Annotated in this window: 16 protein-coding genes and 1 pseudogene; 11 read left to right on the top strand and 6 right to left on the bottom strand. The window is 67.0% G+C overall.

What is annotated here, in order from left to right:
• Positions 1-43: 43 nt before the first annotated feature.
• Positions 44-727 carry a PadR family transcriptional regulator gene (locus tag AC5P09_RS22320; protein WP_493875592.1) on the bottom strand — a complete coding sequence of 228 codons (684 nt, stop codon included), beginning with the start codon at positions 725-727 and terminating at the stop codon, positions 44-46.
• 386 nt (positions 728-1,113) lie between these two features.
• Here AC5P09_RS22320 and AC5P09_RS22315 point away from each other — a divergent pair, with 386 nt between their 5' ends.
• Entirely contained in the window at positions 1,114-3,825 is a 2,712-nt protein-coding gene (locus tag AC5P09_RS22315) for a transglycosylase domain-containing protein (RefSeq protein ID WP_493875591.1), read from the top strand.
• A 100-nt stretch (positions 3,826-3,925) separates the two neighbouring features.
• A complete protein-coding gene (locus AC5P09_RS22310; RefSeq protein ID WP_493875590.1) occupies positions 3,926-5,452 on the top strand; it encodes a glycosyltransferase family 87 protein in 1,527 nt (508 codons plus the stop codon).
• 100 nt (positions 5,453-5,552) lie between these two features.
• Here AC5P09_RS22310 and AC5P09_RS22305 read toward each other — a convergent pair whose 3' ends face one another.
• From AC5P09_RS22305 to AC5P09_RS22295, 3 genes are all read right to left on the bottom strand, one after another.
• Positions 5,553-6,584, bottom strand: a complete 1,032-nt coding sequence (locus tag AC5P09_RS22305; RefSeq protein ID WP_307676025.1) for an alanine racemase — start codon at positions 6,582-6,584, stop codon at positions 5,553-5,555.
• Between the two features lie 74 nt (positions 6,585-6,658).
• Positions 6,659-7,780, bottom strand: coding sequence for a peptidoglycan bridge formation glycyltransferase FemX (gene femX / locus AC5P09_RS22300; RefSeq protein WP_266436693.1), 1,122 nt, complete (start codon positions 7,778-7,780; stop codon positions 6,659-6,661).
• Positions 7,781-7,958: 178 nt separating this feature from the next.
• Positions 7,959-8,261: a hypothetical protein gene (locus AC5P09_RS22295; RefSeq protein WP_266436695.1), complete on the bottom strand. Its 303-nt coding sequence runs from the start codon at positions 8,259-8,261 to the stop codon at positions 7,959-7,961.
• Positions 8,262-8,526: 265 nt separating this feature from the next.
• On the opposite strand from AC5P09_RS22295, the gene rpsF reads away from it, so the two are divergent.
• The 4 genes from rpsF (at position 8,527) to rplI (ending at position 10,262) form a co-directional block, all read left to right on the top strand.
• On the top strand, positions 8,527-8,817 hold the full coding sequence (gene rpsF, locus AC5P09_RS22290; protein ID WP_005482942.1) for a 30S ribosomal protein S6: 291 nt from the start codon (positions 8,527-8,529) through the stop codon (positions 8,815-8,817).
• Between the two features lie 77 nt (positions 8,818-8,894).
• Positions 8,895-9,503 carry a single-stranded DNA-binding protein gene (locus AC5P09_RS22285; protein ID WP_307676022.1) on the top strand — a complete coding sequence of 203 codons (609 nt, stop codon included), beginning with the start codon at positions 8,895-8,897 and terminating at the stop codon, positions 9,501-9,503.
• 57 nt (positions 9,504-9,560) lie between these two features.
• The gene (rpsR, locus tag AC5P09_RS22280) at positions 9,561-9,797 is read left to right on the top strand and encodes a 30S ribosomal protein S18 (RefSeq protein ID WP_003949403.1); all 237 of its coding nucleotides are present in this window, start codon (positions 9,561-9,563) and stop codon (positions 9,795-9,797) included.
• An 18-nt stretch (positions 9,798-9,815) separates the two neighbouring features.
• The gene (gene rplI / locus AC5P09_RS22275; protein WP_067018185.1) at positions 9,816-10,262 is read left to right on the top strand and encodes a 50S ribosomal protein L9; all 447 of its coding nucleotides are present in this window, start codon (positions 9,816-9,818) and stop codon (positions 10,260-10,262) included.
• A gap of 143 nt (positions 10,263-10,405) precedes the next feature.
• On the opposite strand, the gene AC5P09_RS22270 is transcribed toward rplI, so the two are convergent.
• Complete coding sequence (locus AC5P09_RS22270) at positions 10,406-11,743, bottom strand: MATE family efflux transporter (RefSeq protein ID WP_493875589.1); 1,338 nt, start codon at positions 11,741-11,743, stop codon at positions 10,406-10,408.
• 459 nt (positions 11,744-12,202) lie between these two features.
• Here AC5P09_RS22270 and dnaB point away from each other — a divergent pair, with 459 nt between their 5' ends.
• Both dnaB and AC5P09_RS22260 read left to right on the top strand, forming a co-directional pair.
• Positions 12,203-13,681, top strand: coding sequence for a replicative DNA helicase (gene dnaB / locus AC5P09_RS22265; protein WP_266436707.1), 1,479 nt, complete (start codon positions 12,203-12,205; stop codon positions 13,679-13,681).
• A 230-nt stretch (positions 13,682-13,911) separates the two neighbouring features.
• On the top strand, positions 13,912-14,727 hold the full coding sequence (locus tag AC5P09_RS22260; RefSeq protein ID WP_493875588.1) for a TnsA-like heteromeric transposase endonuclease subunit: 816 nt from the start codon (positions 13,912-13,914) through the stop codon (positions 14,725-14,727).
• On the opposite strand, the pseudogene AC5P09_RS22255 reads toward AC5P09_RS22260, so the two are convergent.
• Positions 14,640-14,819: pseudogene (locus AC5P09_RS22255) on the bottom strand (helix-turn-helix domain-containing protein); the annotation flags it as partial. The gene AC5P09_RS22260 and the pseudogene AC5P09_RS22255 sit on opposite strands and share 88 nt — an antisense overlap.
• A 129-nt stretch (positions 14,820-14,948) precedes the next feature.
• Here AC5P09_RS22255 and AC5P09_RS22250 point away from each other — a divergent pair.
• The 3 genes from AC5P09_RS22250 to AC5P09_RS22240 all read left to right on the top strand — a co-directional run.
• Complete coding sequence (locus AC5P09_RS22250; protein ID WP_493875587.1) at positions 14,949-15,344, top strand: MmcQ/YjbR family DNA-binding protein; 396 nt, start codon at positions 14,949-14,951, stop codon at positions 15,342-15,344.
• On the top strand, positions 15,341-15,709 hold the full coding sequence (locus tag AC5P09_RS22245; RefSeq protein ID WP_493875586.1) for an MmcQ/YjbR family DNA-binding protein: 369 nt from the start codon (positions 15,341-15,343) through the stop codon (positions 15,707-15,709). The genes AC5P09_RS22250 and AC5P09_RS22245 overlap by 4 nt, the downstream gene beginning before the upstream one ends.
• 202 nt (positions 15,710-15,911) lie before the next feature.
• The coding region (locus AC5P09_RS22240) for an SDR family NAD(P)-dependent oxidoreductase (protein ID WP_493875585.1) at positions 15,912-16,165 on the top strand (254 nt) is incomplete at its 3' end.

Raw genomic sequence — 16,165 nt, 5'->3', positions numbered from 1 at the left:
CCGGTTGCTCCCTGTGTGTACGAGTGAGGCCCTGAGTGGGCTCTCACGTGGCGGTGTCGTCGGGCGAATCCGGCCGGGAGGTGTTCCCCGGCCGGGGCAGATCGCCCGTCGCTCCAGATGTGGTGTCCTGCTGAGCGGGCCCCCCGGAACCGGAACCCTTGAGGTCCCGTCCGGCCCGCTCGCTCTCGATGAGCTCGTTCAGCCAGCGCACTTCGCGCTCCACGGACTCCATTCCGTGGCGCTGGAGCTCAAGCGTGTAGTCGTCGAGGCGCTCCCGGGTGCGCGCCAGTGAGGCGCGCATCTTCTCCAGGCGCTCTTCCAGACGGCTGCGGCGGCCCTCAAGAACGCGCATGCGTACATCGCGAGAGGTCTGCCCGAAGAAGGCGAAACGCGCGGCGAAGGTCTCGTCCTCGTACGCGTCAGGCCCTGTCTGGGAGAGGAGCTCCTCGAAGTGCTCCTTACCTTCCGCCGTCAACCGATAGACGATCTTGGCGCGACGCCCTGTGAGTGGTGCGGCGAGAGCGTCTTCGGGGGTGTTCCCCGGCTCTTCGATCAACCAGCCGTTCGCGACCAGCGTCTTGAGGCAGGGGTACAGAGTCCCGTAGCTGAACGCACGGAACACACCCAGTGACGTGTTGAGTCGCTTGCGCAGCTCGTAGCCGTGCATCGGGGATTCGCGGAGCAGGCCGAGTACAGCGAACTCGAGGATCCCGGAACGCCGGCTCATCGTCGCCTCCTCTCTGCCGCGCCCCGTCGAGACGGGGGCCGTGACGGTCTTTATGCCGAGCTGATGTATCGACTCGATACATCCAGACGATAGAACGGCCTTCCGGTTGCGGCAAGAGGGGGGACGGTGAACGGGATCACATCACTGATTCATGGGAAGCGAGTTGCCTGGTTTGGGGTGAACTTCGGGGCTAGGCAGGTTTTGACGGTGCGTAGTCTGTGCGCCATGCACACCACCGGGAACCGAGTGACGCCTGGGGGGCGTCATTGTCCTCGGTGCAGTACGGGTGAATGCGGAAGCGACCGCATCCGTACTTCGGGGGGACCGGAAACCAGCCGCCGTTTCCAGGCGCGCAAAGGTGCGCCTGCCCGAGGAGTAGTCGTTCGATGAGCGAGCACCGTCGCAAACCGCCGCAGGCGCAGGGAGGCGGACGTGCCGCGGCCCGACGCGGCCAGTCCGGTTCGTCCTCCGGCCGCCGCGCGGCTCCGCGAGGCGCCACCGGGTCTCCTTCCGACTCCTATGGGGCGAGCTCCCATGAGTCGGATTCCTACGGTCCGGGTGGCGAGGAACGTCAGTTCGGCAGCCGCGCCGAGGCCCGGCGAGCGGCACAGAGAAGCAGCAGTGGTGGCCGACGCAGAGCGGCCGAACCCGCCGGCCGCGCCGGTCGGCGCAGTGGCCCCGGCGGCGCGGCCGGCCCCGGGCGGGGCCGGGGGCGTGCAGCCGCTCCGGGCAAGAAACGGATCATCGACTACCCGCGTGCCGGCAAGTACGGCGTGGCGCGCTGGGTGCCGTCGTGGAAGCTGGTGACCGGCCTGTTCATCGGCTTCTTCGGAGGCCTGGTCGCGGTCGCGGGCGTCGGGTACGCACTGGTGAGCGTCCCGAACATTGACCAGACCGCGACGGCGCAGAACAACGTCTACTACTGGGCCAACGGTGACGAGATGGTCGCCACGGGCGGTGAGACGAACCGCCAGAACGTCAACCTCTCACAGATCCCGAAGGCGATGCAGTACGCCGTCATCTCGCAGGAGAACAAGACCTTCGAGACGGACAGTGGCATCGACCCCAAGGGCATCGCCCGTGCCGTGTTCAACATGGCCCGGGGCGGTGAGACGCAGGGTGGCTCGACCATCACCCAGCAGTACGTGAAGAACGCGATGCTGAACGACCAGTCCCAGACGGTCTCGCGAAAGTTCAAGGAGATCTTCGTCTCGATCAAGGTGGGTGCCACCAAGTCGAAGGACGAGATCATGGAGGGTTACCTGAACTCCGCGTACTACGGTCGCTCGGCGTACGGCATCCAGGCGGCTGCCCGCGCGTACTTCAACAAGGACGCCGTCGACCTGAACGAGGGAGAGTGTGCCTTCCTCGCGGCGACACTCAAGGGTGCCACGTACTACGACCCGGCGGGCGCGCAGTCCATCGACCCGACCAACGCCACTCCCGAGGCCAACAGCAAGCGGGCTCTGGCGCAGATGCAGGACACGCTCGACAAGATGGTCGAGTACGGCCATCTGAGCCCCACGGTCCGGGCCGAGTACCGGAAGCTTCCCGACGTGAAGAGCCCGCGCTCGAACAACGAGCTGAGCGGCCAGGTGGGCTACCTCGTCGACCTCGCCAAGGCGTATCTGATCAACAACAACGTCATCAGCGCCGACAAGATGCAGCAGGGCGGCTACTCGATCTACACGACCTTCGACAAGAAGAAGGTCGACGAGCTCGAGAAGTCGGTCCAGAAGGTCCAGAAGGCGAACATCAAGCCCAAGGAGCGCCCGGAGACGGACACCCACGTCCAGTTCGGCGGAGCCTCCGTGGATCCGACGACCGGCGCCATCAAGGCCATCTACGGCGGTGAGGACGCGACGAAGCACTTCACCAACAACGCCGACGCGACCGGCGCCCAGGTGGGTTCGACCTTCAAGCCGTTCGTGCTCGCGGCGGCGATGAAGTGGGGTGTGCGCGATCCGGACCTGGGCGAGAGTCAGGCGCAGGACGAGCGCACGGTCGTTTCCCCGAAGAGCCTGTACAGCGGCAAGAACGATCTGAAGATCAAGAACTACGACGGGACGATCTGGAAGAACGAGAAGGACAAGGAGTGGCTCCAGGAGAACGACGGCCAGGAGTCGTACGGCAGTCCTCCGAAGTACCAGATCGACCTGCGTGAGGCCATGCGGGAGTCCGTGAACTCCGCCTTCGTACAGCTCGGCATGGACGTCGGGCTGGACAAGGTGAAGGAGGCGGCCATGGACGCCGGCCTCAAGGAGAACAGCCTCGCGGGCACGAGCTTCCCGTCCTTCTCCATCGGCATCTCCGACCCCAGCGCGATCCGCATGGCGGGCGCGTACGCCACGTTCGCGGCCAGCGGCACGCAGCGCGAGCCCTTCTCGGTCCAGAAGGTCACGAGCAAGGACGGCCAGATCTACACGCACAAGGACGCGCCCAGGGACGCCTTCGACCCGAAGGTCGCCGACAACGTCACGGACGTCCTCAAGACCGTGGTCGACAAGGGCACCGGCACCAACGCCAAGCTGACCGACCGTGAGGTGGCGGGCAAGACCGGCACCACCGACGGCAACAAGTCCGCCTGGTTCGTGGGCTACACCCCGCAGCTGTCCACGTCGATCACCATGTTCCGGATGGACGACGACGAGACCAAGAAGAACCGCGAGTTCCTGGAGATGTTCGGGACGGGTGGCCAGGAGAAGATCCACGGTGCCTCGTTCCCGTCCGAGATCTGGCACGACTACATGGAACAGGCGCTGAAGGGCGTGAAGGCGGAGACCTTCCCGACCCCGGAGCCCATCGGCGAGATCGTCAACGACGTTCCGAGTCCGACGCCCACTCCCACGGTCATCGAGACGCCGTCCGCCACTCCCACGCCGAGTCCGACGCCCAGCCAGACGTCGCCGTCGCCGTCGCCCACCCCGACCGAGAGCTGCCAGTTCGACTGGCAGTGCACCGGTGACAACACCGGGGGGACGGACACCGGAGGCACGACCGACGGGGGTGTGACCCAGACACCCACGGTCACGCCGACAGGCGAGAACGGGAACAACGGAAACAACAACGGCGGCATCTTCGGAGGCCCAGCCGGTTAGCCGCCATATCGCCCGCCAAGGGTGTTTCACGTGAAACATGGGGCCGCCGCACCCACCAGGTGCGGCGGCCCTCGGCATGTTGCCAGGCGCGTACGGCAGGATGTGCGACATGCCCAGTGCAGAATCGACGCCAGCGAGCGTGCACGAGCCGGACCTGGTACGGCCGACCAAGAGCGACGAGATCGCCAAGAGCGGCAGCGAGCTGATCGGTGGCCCCGTCGGGCGGCGTGCCCTGCTCGGGACGTCCTGGTGGACTCCCGTCCGGATCATCGCTCTCGTGGCGATCGGCATGTTCGCCCTCGGCCTGGTCCAGAAGGCGCCCTGTTACAACGGTGCCTGGTTCTTCGGCGCCAGCTCGCAGTACACGCACGCGTGCTACTCGGACATCCCGCACCTCTACCAGGGGCGCGGCTTCGCCGACGGGCTCGTGCCCTACTTCGACAAACTCCCCGGCGACATGCAGTACCTCGAATACCCGGTGCTGACCGGAGTGTTCATGGAGGTCGCCAGCTGGCTCACACCCAGCAGCGGCAGCATCCAGGACCAGGAACAGTGGTACTGGATGGTCAACGCCGGGATGCTGATGGCGTGCGCCGCCGTCATCGCCGTCTGCGTGACCCGTACGCACGCCCGGCGCCCCTGGGACGGTCTGTTGGTCGCCCTGGCGCCCGCGGCCGCGCTCACCGCCACCATCAACTGGGACCTTCTCGCGGTCGCTCTGACGGCCGCCGCGATGCTGATGTGGTCGCGGGGCCGATCCCTCGCTTTCGGCGTTCTGCTCGGGCTCGCCACGGCCGCCAAGCTCTATCCCTTCCTCTTGCTCGGCCCGTTGCTCGTGCTGTGCTGGCGCGCCGGCAGATGGCGGGAGTACGGGACGGCCCTGGTGGGTGCGATCGTCGCCTGGCTGATCGTGAACCTGCCGGTGATGTTCTTCGCCTTCGACGGCTGGTCGAAGTTCTACACGTTCAGTCAGGAGCGGGGCGTCGACTTCGGCTCCTTCTGGCTGATCTGGTCCCAGAACTCGAGCAACCCGCCCAGCACCGAGACCGTCAACACGATGGCCACACTGTTGATGCTGCTGTGCTGCGGAGGCATCGCGGTGCTCACGCTGACCGCTCCGCGCCGTCCCCGCTTCGCCCAGCTCGCCTTCCTGATCGTCGCGGCCTTCATCCTCACCAACAAGGTCTACTCGCCGCAGTACGTCCTCTGGTTGGTGCCGCTGGCCGTGCTGGCCCGGCCCAAGTGGCGGGACTTCCTGATCTGGCAGGCGTGCGAGGTGGCGTACTTCCTGGGTATCTGGATGTACCTCGCGTACACGACCAGCGGCGACGCCCACAAGGGCCTGCCGACCGACGGCTACCACTGGGCCATCGCCCTGCACCTGCTGGGCACGCTGTACCTGTGTGTCGTGGTCGTGCGCGACATCTTCATGCCGGAGCGGGACGTGGTGCGCCGGGCCGGCGACGACGATCCCTCGGGCGGCGTGCTCGACGGTGCGGAGGACGTCTTCGTCCTCGGTCCCGCCGCCCATCCCCCGCGGCACGCCGCCCACTTCGACGTCCCTCAGGTGGAGTGGGGAAACCGAGGCGGGGAGTCCCCCTCCGAGCCCTCCGGCGGTTCGCTCTGAGCGAACGCGGCGTAGGGGAACCACGCAAAAGGCCGTACACGGGTTCCGTGTACGGCCTTTCGGCTGTTCCTGGCTTGCTCAGCGGGCGGGGAGCCGCTGTTCAGCGATCGACGAGCCGGTCGAACTGCGTGGTGGTGTGCCGCAGGTGGGCCACCAGCTCCTCGCCGACCTTCGGCTCCGGGGCGTCGGACGGGACGAACAGGATGGAGACCTGCATGTGCGGGGGTTCGGCGAACCAGCGCTGCTTGCCGCCCCAGACGAACGGAGAAAGGTTCCGGTTGACCGTGGCGAGGCCGGCGCGGGCGACGCCCTTGGCGCGCGGCATGACGCCGTGCAGCGCCTTGGGGGCTTCCAGGCCCACCCCGTGGGACGTACCGCCCGCCACGACCACCAGGAAGCCGTCCGAGGCGGCCTTCTGCTGCCGGTAGCCGAAGCGGTCGCCCTTGGCCACGCGCGAGACGTCCAGAACGGCCCCGCGGTACTCGGTGGCCTCGTGGTCCCCCAGCCACAGTCGCGTGCCGATACGGGCGCGGAAGCGGGTCTGCGGGAACTGCTGCTGCAGTCGTGCCAGGTCCTCGGCCTTGAGGTGGCTGACGAACATCGTGTGCAGTGGCAGGCGGGCCGCGCGCAGCCGGTCCATCCAGCCGATGACCTCCTCGACGGCGTCCGAGCCGTCGGTACGGTCCAGCGGGAGGTGGATGGCGAAGCCCTCCAGGCGGACGTTCTCTATGGCCGCGTGCAGCTGTGGCAGATCCTGCTCGCTGATGCCGTGCCGCTTCATCGAGGACATCACCTCGATGACCACCCGGGCGCCCACGAGGCCGTACACGCCGTCGATCGACGACACCGAGCGGATGACCCGGTCGGGCAGCGGGACGGGCTCCTCGCCGCGCCGGTACGGCGTCAGCACCAGCAGGTCACCGCCGAACCAGTCCTTGATCCGGGCGGCCTCGTACGTCGTGCCGACGGCGAGGACGTCCGAGCCGAGCCGCGTGGCCTCCTCCGCCAGCCGCTCGTGTCCGAAGCCGTAGCCGTTGCCCTTGCAGACCGGGACGAGTCCCGGGAACTGCTCCTGCACGTGCTTGTGATGCGCCCGCCAGCGCGCGGTGTCGACGTAGAGGGTGAGCGCCATGGCCGGACCTGGAACCTTTCTCGTGGCTGCGGTGTATCAGAGGTATGGGAGCTATTGAAGCGAAGAACGCGACCTCAGCGACGCGACATGTAGATGTCGAGCGCCTTGTGGAGCAGCTTGTTCAACGGGAAGTCCCACTCGCCGAGGTACTCGGCGGCCTGGCCGCCCGTGCCCACCTTGAACTGGATCAGGCCGAAGAGGTGGTCGGTCTCGTCCAGCGAGTCGGAGATGCCCCGCAGGTCGTAGACCGTGCCCCCGAGCGCGTAGGCGTCGCGCAGCATCCGCCACTGCATCGCGTTCGAGGGCCGGACCTCACGGCCGATGTTGTCGGAGGCGCCGTAGGAGTACCAGACGTGCCCGCCGACGATCAGCATCGTCGCCGCCGACAGGTTCACGCCGTTGTGCCGGGCGAAGTACAGCCGCATACGGTTGGGGTCCTCGGTGTTGAGGGCCGTCCACATGCGCTGGAAGTACGACAGCGGCCGGGGCCGGAAGTGGTCGCGCACAGCTGTGATCTCGTACAGGCGCTGCCATTCCTCGAGGTCGTGGTAGCCGCCCTGGACGACCTCGACGCCGGCCTTCTCGGCCTTCTTGATGTTGCGGCGCCACAGCTGGTTGAAGTTCTTGTGGACCTCTTCCAGGGAGCGGTTCGCCAGCGGCACCTGGAAGACATAACGGGGCTGTACGTCGCCGAAGCCGGCGCCTCCGTCCTCGCCCTGCTGCCAGCCCATGCGGCGCAGCTTGTCGGCGACCTCGAAGGCGCGCGGTTCGATGAAGTCGGCCTCGATGTCCCGCAGCCGCTTCACGTCCGGGTTCTGGATACCCGCCTTGATGGAGGTGGCCTCCCAGCGCCGAATGATCACCGGCGGGCCCATCTTCACGGAGAAGGCGCCCTGCTGCTTGAGGTGGGCGAGCATCGGTTCCAGCCACTCGGTCAGATTCGGCGCGAACCAGTTGATGACCGGGCCCTCGGGCAGGTATGCGAGGTAACGCTTGATCTTGGGGAGCTGGCGATAGAGGACGAGGCCGGCACCGACCATCTCGCCGGTGCGGTCGTCGAACCAGCCGAGGCTCTCGGAGCGCCACTCCGCCTTGACGTCGGCCCAGGCCGGAACCTGCATGTGGCTCGCCGAGGGCAGGCTCTGGATGTACGCCAGATGCTGCTCACGGCTGATCGTCCTCAGGGTCAGGCTCATTCGGGGCGCTCCTCGGGCTGGTGTGTCCCCATGGGTACAGGGGCTCCGGCTCTCGCGCCGAAGCCTACTGCGCCTTGCGAGCGCCCCGACTGGGCATACGGCACCTTCGCCCCGGCCTGTGGCCGCCGAGGCGTTCCGCCGTACTTTATGGGTGGTTCAGCGGGCGATGTCCGTGGCCTCAGCCGAAGAGACCGCCGTGCGCCATGCCGAGGAAGAAACCGACCCCCGCCGCGCCCAGGCCGAGGATCAGCCCGAAGCGCTCACGCGTCGTCTCCGAGATCCACTGCCCGTACGCGCCGGTGAGGATCCCCACCAGGCCGGTCCAGGAGCTGAGCAGATGCAGGCTGTGGAACATCGCCGTGACGAACGACGTGAGGCCCAGTACCAGGGTCACCGCGAGCAGCGTGTCCTGGAGTGGGTGGGGCCTGCCGTCCGTGGCGAAAAGGCCTCCGACGGTGTTGGGTCGCATTGCTTGTGCCATAGGGCACCTCCTGCGGAAGACGGCGCATCGTAGCGCCATACACACCCGATGTGTACAGATTGACGGTCCCCGCGGCCGGATTTCAACCGGAAGCCGCTGTGCGGGTAGTCTGTAGCGTCTGCACCGGTGTCTGCCCACGTCATGGCAAGGGATTCCCTCTCGGGACCCCCGATTGTCAGTGGCGGCCGATACCGTTGCGTACGCATCACAACCCTCCTGCCACGGAACTGCCGTGGCCGTTGAGTCCAAAGGAGGTGGGTTCTACATGCGTCACTACGAGGTGATGGTCATCCTCGACCCCGATCTGGAGGAGCGCGCTGTCGCCCCCCTGATCGAGAACTTCCTCTCCGTCGTCCGCGAGGGCAACGGAAAGGTCGAGAAGGTCGACACCTGGGGCCGTCGTCGTCTCTCGTACGAGATCAAGAAGAAGCCTGAGGGCATCTACTCGGTCATCGACCTGCAGGCCGAGCCTGCGGTCGTCAAGGAGCTCGACCGCCAGATGAACCTGAACGAGTCGGTCCTCCGGACCAAGGTCCTCCGTCCCGAGACCCACTGAGCTCTTTCGCTCAGCTGATCTCGGGATTCGAGTAGCAGCACTAGCAGCCAGCAGCAAACCCGCCGAGAGGTTCCCCCATGGCAGGCGAGACCGTCATCACGGTCGTCGGCAATCTTGTCGACGACCCCGAGCTGCGCTTCACCCCTTCTGGTGCGGCGGTCGCGAAGTTCCGTGTCGCGTCCACCCCCCGCACCTTCGACCGCCAGACGAACGAGTGGAAGGACGGCGAGAGCCTGTTCCTGACCTGCTCGGTCTGGCGTCAGGCGGCTGAGAACGTCGCCGAGTCGCTCCAGCGAGGCATGCGCGTCATCGTGCAGGGCCGGTTGAAGCAGCGGTCCTACGAGGACCGTGAGGGCGTCAAGCGCACGGTCTACGAGCTGGACGTCGAGGAAGTCGGCGCCAGTCTGCGCAGTGCCACGGCCAAGGTCACCAAGACCGCCGGCCGTGGTGGCCAGGGTGGTTACGGCGGCGGCGGTGGCGGTGGCGCCCAGGGTGGCGGCGGCTGGGGCGGAAGCCCCGGCGGCGGTCAGCAGGGCGGCGGCGCTGCTCCGGCCGACGACCCGTGGGCGACCGGCGCTCCTGCCGGTGGCAACCAGGGCGGCGGCGGTGGCGGCGGCTGGGGTGGAAACTCCGGCGGCGCCAGCGGTGGCGCTGGCGGCGGCTACTCGGACGAGCCCCCCTTCTAGGCCTTCGGGCCGAGGGTGGGTCGTACCCACACTTCTTGATCACACAGGAGATACACCATGGCGAAGCCGCCTGTGCGCAAGCCGAAGAAGAAGGTCTGCGCTTTCTGCAAGGACAAGGTCACGTACGTGGACTACAAGGACACGAACATGCTGCGGAAGTTCATTTCCGACCGTGGCAAGATCCGTGCCCGCCGCGTGACCGGCAACTGCACGCAGCACCAGCGTGACGTCGCCACGGCTGTGAAGAACAGCCGTGAGATGGCGCTGCTGCCCTACACCTCCACCGCGCGATAAGGGAAGGGTGACCGAAACATGAAGATCATCCTCACCCACGAGGTCTCCGGCCTCGGTGCCGCGGGCGACGTCGTTGACGTCAAGGACGGTTACGCTCGCAACTACCTGATCCCGCGGAACTTTGCGATCCGCTGGACCAAGGGTGGCGAGAAGGACGTCGAGCAGATTCGTCGCGCTCGCAAGATCCACGAGATCCAGACCATCGAGCAGGCCAACGCTGTGAAGGCCCGGCTCGAGGGCGTCAAGGTCCGTCTGGCCGTCCGCTCCGGCGATGCCGGTCGTCTCTTCGGTTCCGTCACTCCGGCCGACATCGCTTCCGCGATCAAGGCTTCCGGTGGCCCCGAGGTCGACAAGCGCCGCATCGAGCTGGGCGCCCCGATCAAGACGCTGGGCGCTCACGAGACGTCTGTGCGTCTGCACCCCGAGGTTGCCGCCAAGGTCAACATCGAGGTCGTCGCGGCCTGATCGCTGCGATCGGCACGGATTGCTGAGGGAAGGGGCCGCACCCCGTCGGGTGCGGCCCCTTCCCTGTGCCTGAGACCGGCAGTGGAGTCCATGTTTCACGTGAAACGCTGGTTTCACGTGAAACGGTCGGCGCGTTCAAGCGGTCAGCGCGTCGCACCGATCACCAGCCAGCGGCCGGAGCGGGCTCGCAGCCACAAGGTCAGCATCCGCACGGTCATCATCAGCGTCATGGCCGCCCAGAGCGCCGTGAGCCCGCCACCGAGTGCGGGAACAAGGAAGGCGGCCGGGATGAACACCGCCAGGGTGACCAGCATCGCCCACGCCAGGTACGGGCCGTCGCCCGCGCCCATCAGGACTCCGTCCAGGACGAAGACGACGCCGCAGATCGGTTGCGAGAGGGCGACGATCACCAGAGCGGGCAGGGCGGCATCCTTCACCACGGAGTCGCTGGTGAACAGCGGCAGGAACACCGGGCGGCTGACCACGACCAGGACTCCGAGCGCGATGCCGACGGCGAAGCCCCACTGCACCATGCGACGACAGACGTTACGGGCCCCCTCCGGGTCGCCGGCGCCGAGATAGCGGCCGATGATGGCCTGTCCGGCGATGGCGATGGCATCGAGCGCGAAGGCGAGCAGGCTCCACAGCGACAGGATGATCTGGTGTGCCGCGATGTCGGCGTCACCGAGGCGGGCCGCCACAGCGGTGGCGATCATCAGGATCGCCCGCAGGGAGAGCGTGCGGACCAGCAGAGGTACGCCGGCCTGCGCGGAGGCCCGGATCCCGGCGGCGTCAGGGCGCAGAGAGGCGCCGTGCCGACGGGCGCCGCGGACCACCACCACGAGATAGGCGGCGGCCATGCCGCATTGAGCGATGACCGTGCCCCAGGCGGAGCCCGCGATGCCGAGGTCGGCCCCGTAGACGAGGCCCACATTGAGGACGGCGTTGGCGACGAAGCCTGCGATGGCGACGTACAGGGGGGTCTTCGTGTCCTGTAGCCCGCGCAGGACACCGGTGGCGGCGAGCACGACGAGCATGGCCGGGATGCCCAGGGCCGAGATCTGTAGATACGTGGTCGCATACGGGGCGGCGGTGTCGGAGGCGCCGAAGAGCTCCACAACGGCCGGCGCCGTGGGCAGCACGACGGCTATGACGACGGCACCGAGCAGCAGTGCCAGCCAGATGCCGTCCATGCCTTGCCGTATGGCGGCCTGTAGATCATCCGCACCGACGCGCCGAGCGACGGCGGCCGTGGTGGCGTATGCGAGGAAAACGAAGATGCTTACGGCCGTCATGAGGAGGGCCGAGGCGACGCCGAGTCCGGCGAGTTGGGCCGTGCCGAGATGGCCCACGATCGCGCTGTCGGTCATGACAAAGAGGGGCTCGGCGACGAGGGCGCCGAAGGCCGGGACGGCCAGCGCGACGATCTCTCGGTCGTGCCGACGTCGGGCGGCCTTGAGGGGCGCGGGAGCCTGTGTCATGAGCACCAATCTAATCGTCCACAGGTAAGAGATGCAATGCCTATCTGACCCTTACGTAGTCTCTTGTGGTGCGCACTTGTGAGCACCGGTCGATGTGATCTTGGCCCGACCGGGAAAGTTTTTCTTCTGCACAGCCAGTGGACGGGAAAAAGGCAGGTCAGAGTGGGTGGCGCGAGAGAACGCGAGGCTTGTTCACAGGGCTGTCCACCGGGTCGTGCACAGGTTTTGTGGAGTTCTCCACAGCATCCGGGCCGTCGTCCACATGGCCTGTGGATAACCAGATTGGCTGACGGTGCCCGCGGGCCTACGGTGGACCGGCGCCCGCTCCGTTCGTCGGCTTGGAAATCACGACAAAACCGACGCTCCAGAACCGGAGTTGGGCGTCTCATTTGTCAGTGCCGTGCCGTAGAAAAGAGGGGCACGGCTAGGTCCGCTCTGCGGACGGGAGGAGGTGGCTCGGTGAGTATTTCCGAGCCCTTGGACGACCCCTGGGCCGACAGCGGTCCCAGTGATCGTCTGCCCACCTCCCGCCGACGCGGCGACGGAGCCCGGGGCCGCGACGAGCAGCACGACAGAGGCAGGGAGAACGGCGCTTGGGAGGGCGGCGGATCATCTTTCGAGCGCGTTCCGCCACAGGACCTCGACGCCGAACAGTCCGTGCTCGGCGGCATGCTCCTGTCGAAGGACGCCATCGCCGATGTCGTCGAGGTCCTCAAGGGCCACGACTTCTACAAGCCCGCGCACGAGACGATCTACCAGGCGATCCTCGACGTCTACGCCAAGGGCGAGCCGGCCGACCCGATCACGATCGCCGCCGAGCTCACCAAGCGCGGCGAGATCAACAAGGTCGGCGGGGCGTCGTATCTGCACACGCTCGTCCAGACCGTGCCGACGGCGGCGAACGCCGAGTACTACGCGGAGATCGTTCACGAGCGTGCCGTCCTGCGCCGCCTGGTCGAGGCCGGTACCCGCATCACACAGATGGGGTACGCAGCCGACGACGACGTCGACGAGATCGTCAACCGGGCCCAGGCGGAGATCTACGCGGTCACCGAGCAGCGCACCAGCGAGGACTATCTGCCGCTCGGCGACATCATGGAGGGCGCACTCGACGAGATCGAGGCGATCGGCTCGCGCAGCGGCGAGATGACCGGCGTGCCCACCGGCTTCACCGACTTCGACTCGCTCACCAACGGCCTGCACCCGGGCCAGATGATCGTCATCGCCGCCCGTCCCGCCATGGGTAAGTCCACGCTCGCACTGGACTTCGCGCGGGCCGCGTCGATCAAGAACAACCTGCCCAGTGTCATCTTCTCCCTCGAAATGGGCCGCAACGAGATCGCGATGCGTCTGCTGTCCGCCGAGGCCCGCGTCGCCCTGCACCACATGAGATCCGGCACGATGACCGACGAGGACTGGACGCGCCTTGCCCGGCGGATGCCGGATGTCTCGGCTGCGCCGCTGTTCATCGACGACTCCCCGAACCTGTCGATGATGGAGATCCGTGCCAAGTGCCGCCGGCTCAAGCAGCGCAACGACATCAGGCTGGTCGTCATCGACTATCTCCAGCTGATGCAGTCCGGTGGCTCGAAGCGCGCCGAGAACCGTCAGCAGGAGGTCTCGGACATGTCCCGAAACCTCAAGCTGCTGGCCAAGGAGCTGGAGGTCCCGGTCATCGCGCTCTCCCAGCTGAACCGTGGTCCCGAGCAGCGCACGGACAAGAAGCCGATGGTCTCCGACCTGCGTGAGTCCGGTTCCATCGAGCAGGACGCCGACATGGTCATCCTGCTGCACCGCGAGGACGCCTACGAGAAGGAGTCCCCGCGTGCGGGCGAGGCCGACCTGATCGTGGCCAAGCACCGTAACGGCCCGACGGCGACGATCACCGTTGCCTTCCAGGGCCACTACTCGCGGTTCGTGGACATGGCGCAGACCTGATCAGCCCGTGTTGTAGGTTCCGGATTCGGGTGAGAAATTCCATGTCTTCATGGACAATTGTCTGCCAGTTTCATCAGCGGGCGTGGACGAACGCCGGTATCCGGCTTCGCGCGATGTGATGGCTTGACCGAATGTTCGAATCCCAGTAACAGGCTTCATGCGACCGTGAGTTGAGGGTGCCGGGTAGCTGCGCGTCCCGGTGCCACGTTTCGCGGTGCTGGGGGTACGGCATGGGTCCCGTGGCCGGATCTGTCTCGGTACGGCTCCGTCGTGCGGAGGGCGGGGAGAGCGAGCGCCGGGCGTGGCCGAGTGCGCGCGTCGATGTATTCGAGCCCTCGGTCCCGTGGCGGACGTTCCGGTGGGTGCATGGGCAGAAGCACTACTCGGGCACGTACTGGTCGGCGACCATGCGGGCGCATGTGGTGTACGAGTCCCGGCTGGAGCTGACTCGCCTGCTGTACGGGGACTTCGATCCGGCGGTAGCGGCAATCTATGCGCAGCCTTTCCTGCTGTCGGCCGAGATCGGCGGTCGTGGTCGCAGTCACGTCCCGGACTTCTTGATGGTGCGGGACGATGATGTGCCGCTGCTGGTGGATGTCAAACCCCGTCATCTGCTGACTGCCCCGAAGGTCGCCTTCAGCCTGGGCTGGGCTCGTGAGGTGGTCGAGTCGAGGGGATGGGAGTTCCAGGTGTGGACGGAGCCCCCGGAAGCGGAGCTGGCCAATCTCCGGTTTTTGGCAGGTTATCGCAGGGACTGGCTGTTTGATCCCGAACTCCTCGCGGAGGTACGGGAGATGGGCCTGGCCGGTGCGCGTCTAGGTGAGGCCTTCCGCGCGTTCCCGGGCAGGGAGCCGGAGCTGGTGCGCTCCGCCGTACTGCATCTGCTGTGTTGTTGCCGTCACCTGGTCACCGATCTGGATACGCCGTTGTCCGCGCGGCACGAATTGCGGTCCGGCAAGGTGGCACGGCCAGGACGGGGCGGGTTCCACGGCCAGTCGTCGTGCTGGGCGAAGAAGTCCTCGACGGTACTCACCTCAAGGCCGTAGGGAGTACCGACCGGGGGCTGGAAACCGTACAGCGGAACCGCAGCTGGTCCGGCCTGCCTGCTCGGCCCGGAGCGTCGCTTGTCGACCATCACGTGTCCGCAGCCTGCCGCCCTTCCAGTCGGCTTCGACGGAAGGATGGGACGTGCCACCGCGCCCGCGCGGCGCGCCCTCCGCCTCCTTCGATGCCGCAGTCCGTCACCACCTGAGAAGGCCCACCGCCCATGAACGGATCGGCCCTGCACAAGACCGCCGCCGACTGTGCGGAGGAACTTCCCGGAGCCCAGCTGGAGCATCCCTTCGGCCCCGACTGGGAGGTCTTCAAGGTGCGCGGCAAGGTGTTCATGCTGATGACCGAGGTCCCCGGGCGTCCCGTCGTGATCCTCAAGGCGGACCCCGGCGAGGCCCACGCCCTGCGGGAGCAGTACAGCCACATCACCCCCGGCTACCACATGAACAAGAGGCACTGGATCACCCTGGAGAGCGGAGAAGGCGTCGACAAGGAGCTCGTCAGGGAACTCGTCACCGACTCCTACCGGCTCGTCGTCGCCCACCTGCCCAAGGCCGAGCGGCCTGTCGACCCGCACACCTACGGCACCGGCGCGCGGGCGGCCCGGTGAGCGCGGCCGGTGACCGGCTCCAGGACACCGCCCGCCAGGCGGCCCTGGCCCTCCCCGACGTCAGCCACGGCTACCCCTTCACCCCCGGACTCGACGTGTACAAGGTCGCGGGCAAGGTGTTCCTGATCGTCACCGACGACCCGGACGAAGAGATCATCACGGTCAAGTGCGAGCCCGAGCACGCGCGGGCACTTGAACGCGGCTACGCCTCGATCACACCGGGCCGCTACCTCGACAAACGCCACTCGATCTCACTGGGGCCGGGACCGGGCATCACCGAGCGGCTGATCACCGACGCGGTCGAGGATTCCTACGACCTGGTCACCGAGCGGCTGCCGCGACGCGACCGCCCCGGTGCCCGATGAGCGCCGCGAACTTCCCCACGAACGGCGAACCCCCGCTCATCAGCGTCGTGTGCAAGGGCTCGCCCACACCTTCTCCGGCATGACCGAACCACTCCAGACCGCCGATGGTAAGTGGATTGACTTGCCTAATGGATGGTGCGGGGGTTACCTTCAGGCGGTGAGTCCATTGACTTACCTTACGACTCGGCAAGGAACAATGAACATGAATCGTCTTGCGGGCAAGCGCGCCCTCATCACCGGCGGCACCAGTGGAATCGGTCTGGAGACCGCGCAGCGTTTCATCGCGGAGGGGGCCGACGTGCTGGTCACGGGCGTAACCCCGGCCAGCATCGACAAGGCGCGGCAGATCCTCGGGGACAAGGTGCCGGTGGTGCAGGCCGATGCGCGCGATCTCGATGCGCAGCGCGGCCTGGCGGAGCGGGTGCGTGAGCACTTCGGGGAGCTGGACGTGGCGTT

It is taken from the genome of Streptomyces sp. a15 (assembly GCF_059026085.1).
The sequence above is the reverse complement of the archived record's forward strand: the minus strand, read 5'-3'. Positions and strand labels throughout refer to the sequence as shown.

What these genes read in the sequence shown, in the direction of transcription:
- AC5P09_RS22320 (WP_493875592.1), bottom strand. Translation starts at nt 727, where the DNA reads ATGAGCCGGCGTTCCGGGATCCTCGAGTTCGCTGTACTCGGCCTGCTC.
- AC5P09_RS22315 (WP_493875591.1), top strand. Translation starts at nt 1,114, where the DNA reads ATGAGCGAGCACCGTCGCAAACCGCCGCAGGCGCAGGGAGGCGGACGT.
- AC5P09_RS22310 (WP_493875590.1), top strand. Translation starts at nt 3,926, where the DNA reads ATGTGCGACATGCCCAGTGCAGAATCGACGCCAGCGAGCGTGCACGAG.
- AC5P09_RS22305 (WP_307676025.1), bottom strand. Translation starts at nt 6,584, where the DNA reads ATGGCGCTCACCCTCTACGTCGACACCGCGCGCTGGCGGGCGCATCAC.
- femX (WP_266436693.1), bottom strand. Translation starts at nt 7,780, where the DNA reads ATGAGCCTGACCCTGAGGACGATCAGCCGTGAGCAGCATCTGGCGTAC.
- AC5P09_RS22295 (WP_266436695.1), bottom strand. Translation starts at nt 8,261, where the DNA reads ATGGCACAAGCAATGCGACCCAACACCGTCGGAGGCCTTTTCGCCACG.
- rpsF (WP_005482942.1), top strand. Translation starts at nt 8,527, where the DNA reads ATGCGTCACTACGAGGTGATGGTCATCCTCGACCCCGATCTGGAGGAG.
- AC5P09_RS22285 (WP_307676022.1), top strand. Translation starts at nt 8,895, where the DNA reads ATGGCAGGCGAGACCGTCATCACGGTCGTCGGCAATCTTGTCGACGAC.
- rpsR (WP_003949403.1), top strand. Translation starts at nt 9,561, where the DNA reads ATGGCGAAGCCGCCTGTGCGCAAGCCGAAGAAGAAGGTCTGCGCTTTC.
- rplI (WP_067018185.1), top strand. Translation starts at nt 9,816, where the DNA reads ATGAAGATCATCCTCACCCACGAGGTCTCCGGCCTCGGTGCCGCGGGC.
- AC5P09_RS22270 (WP_493875589.1), bottom strand. Translation starts at nt 11,743, where the DNA reads ATGACACAGGCTCCCGCGCCCCTCAAGGCCGCCCGACGTCGGCACGAC.
- AC5P09_RS22260 (WP_493875588.1), top strand. Translation starts at nt 13,912, where the DNA reads ATGGGTCCCGTGGCCGGATCTGTCTCGGTACGGCTCCGTCGTGCGGAG.
- AC5P09_RS22250 (WP_493875587.1), top strand. Translation starts at nt 14,949, where the DNA reads ATGAACGGATCGGCCCTGCACAAGACCGCCGCCGACTGTGCGGAGGAA.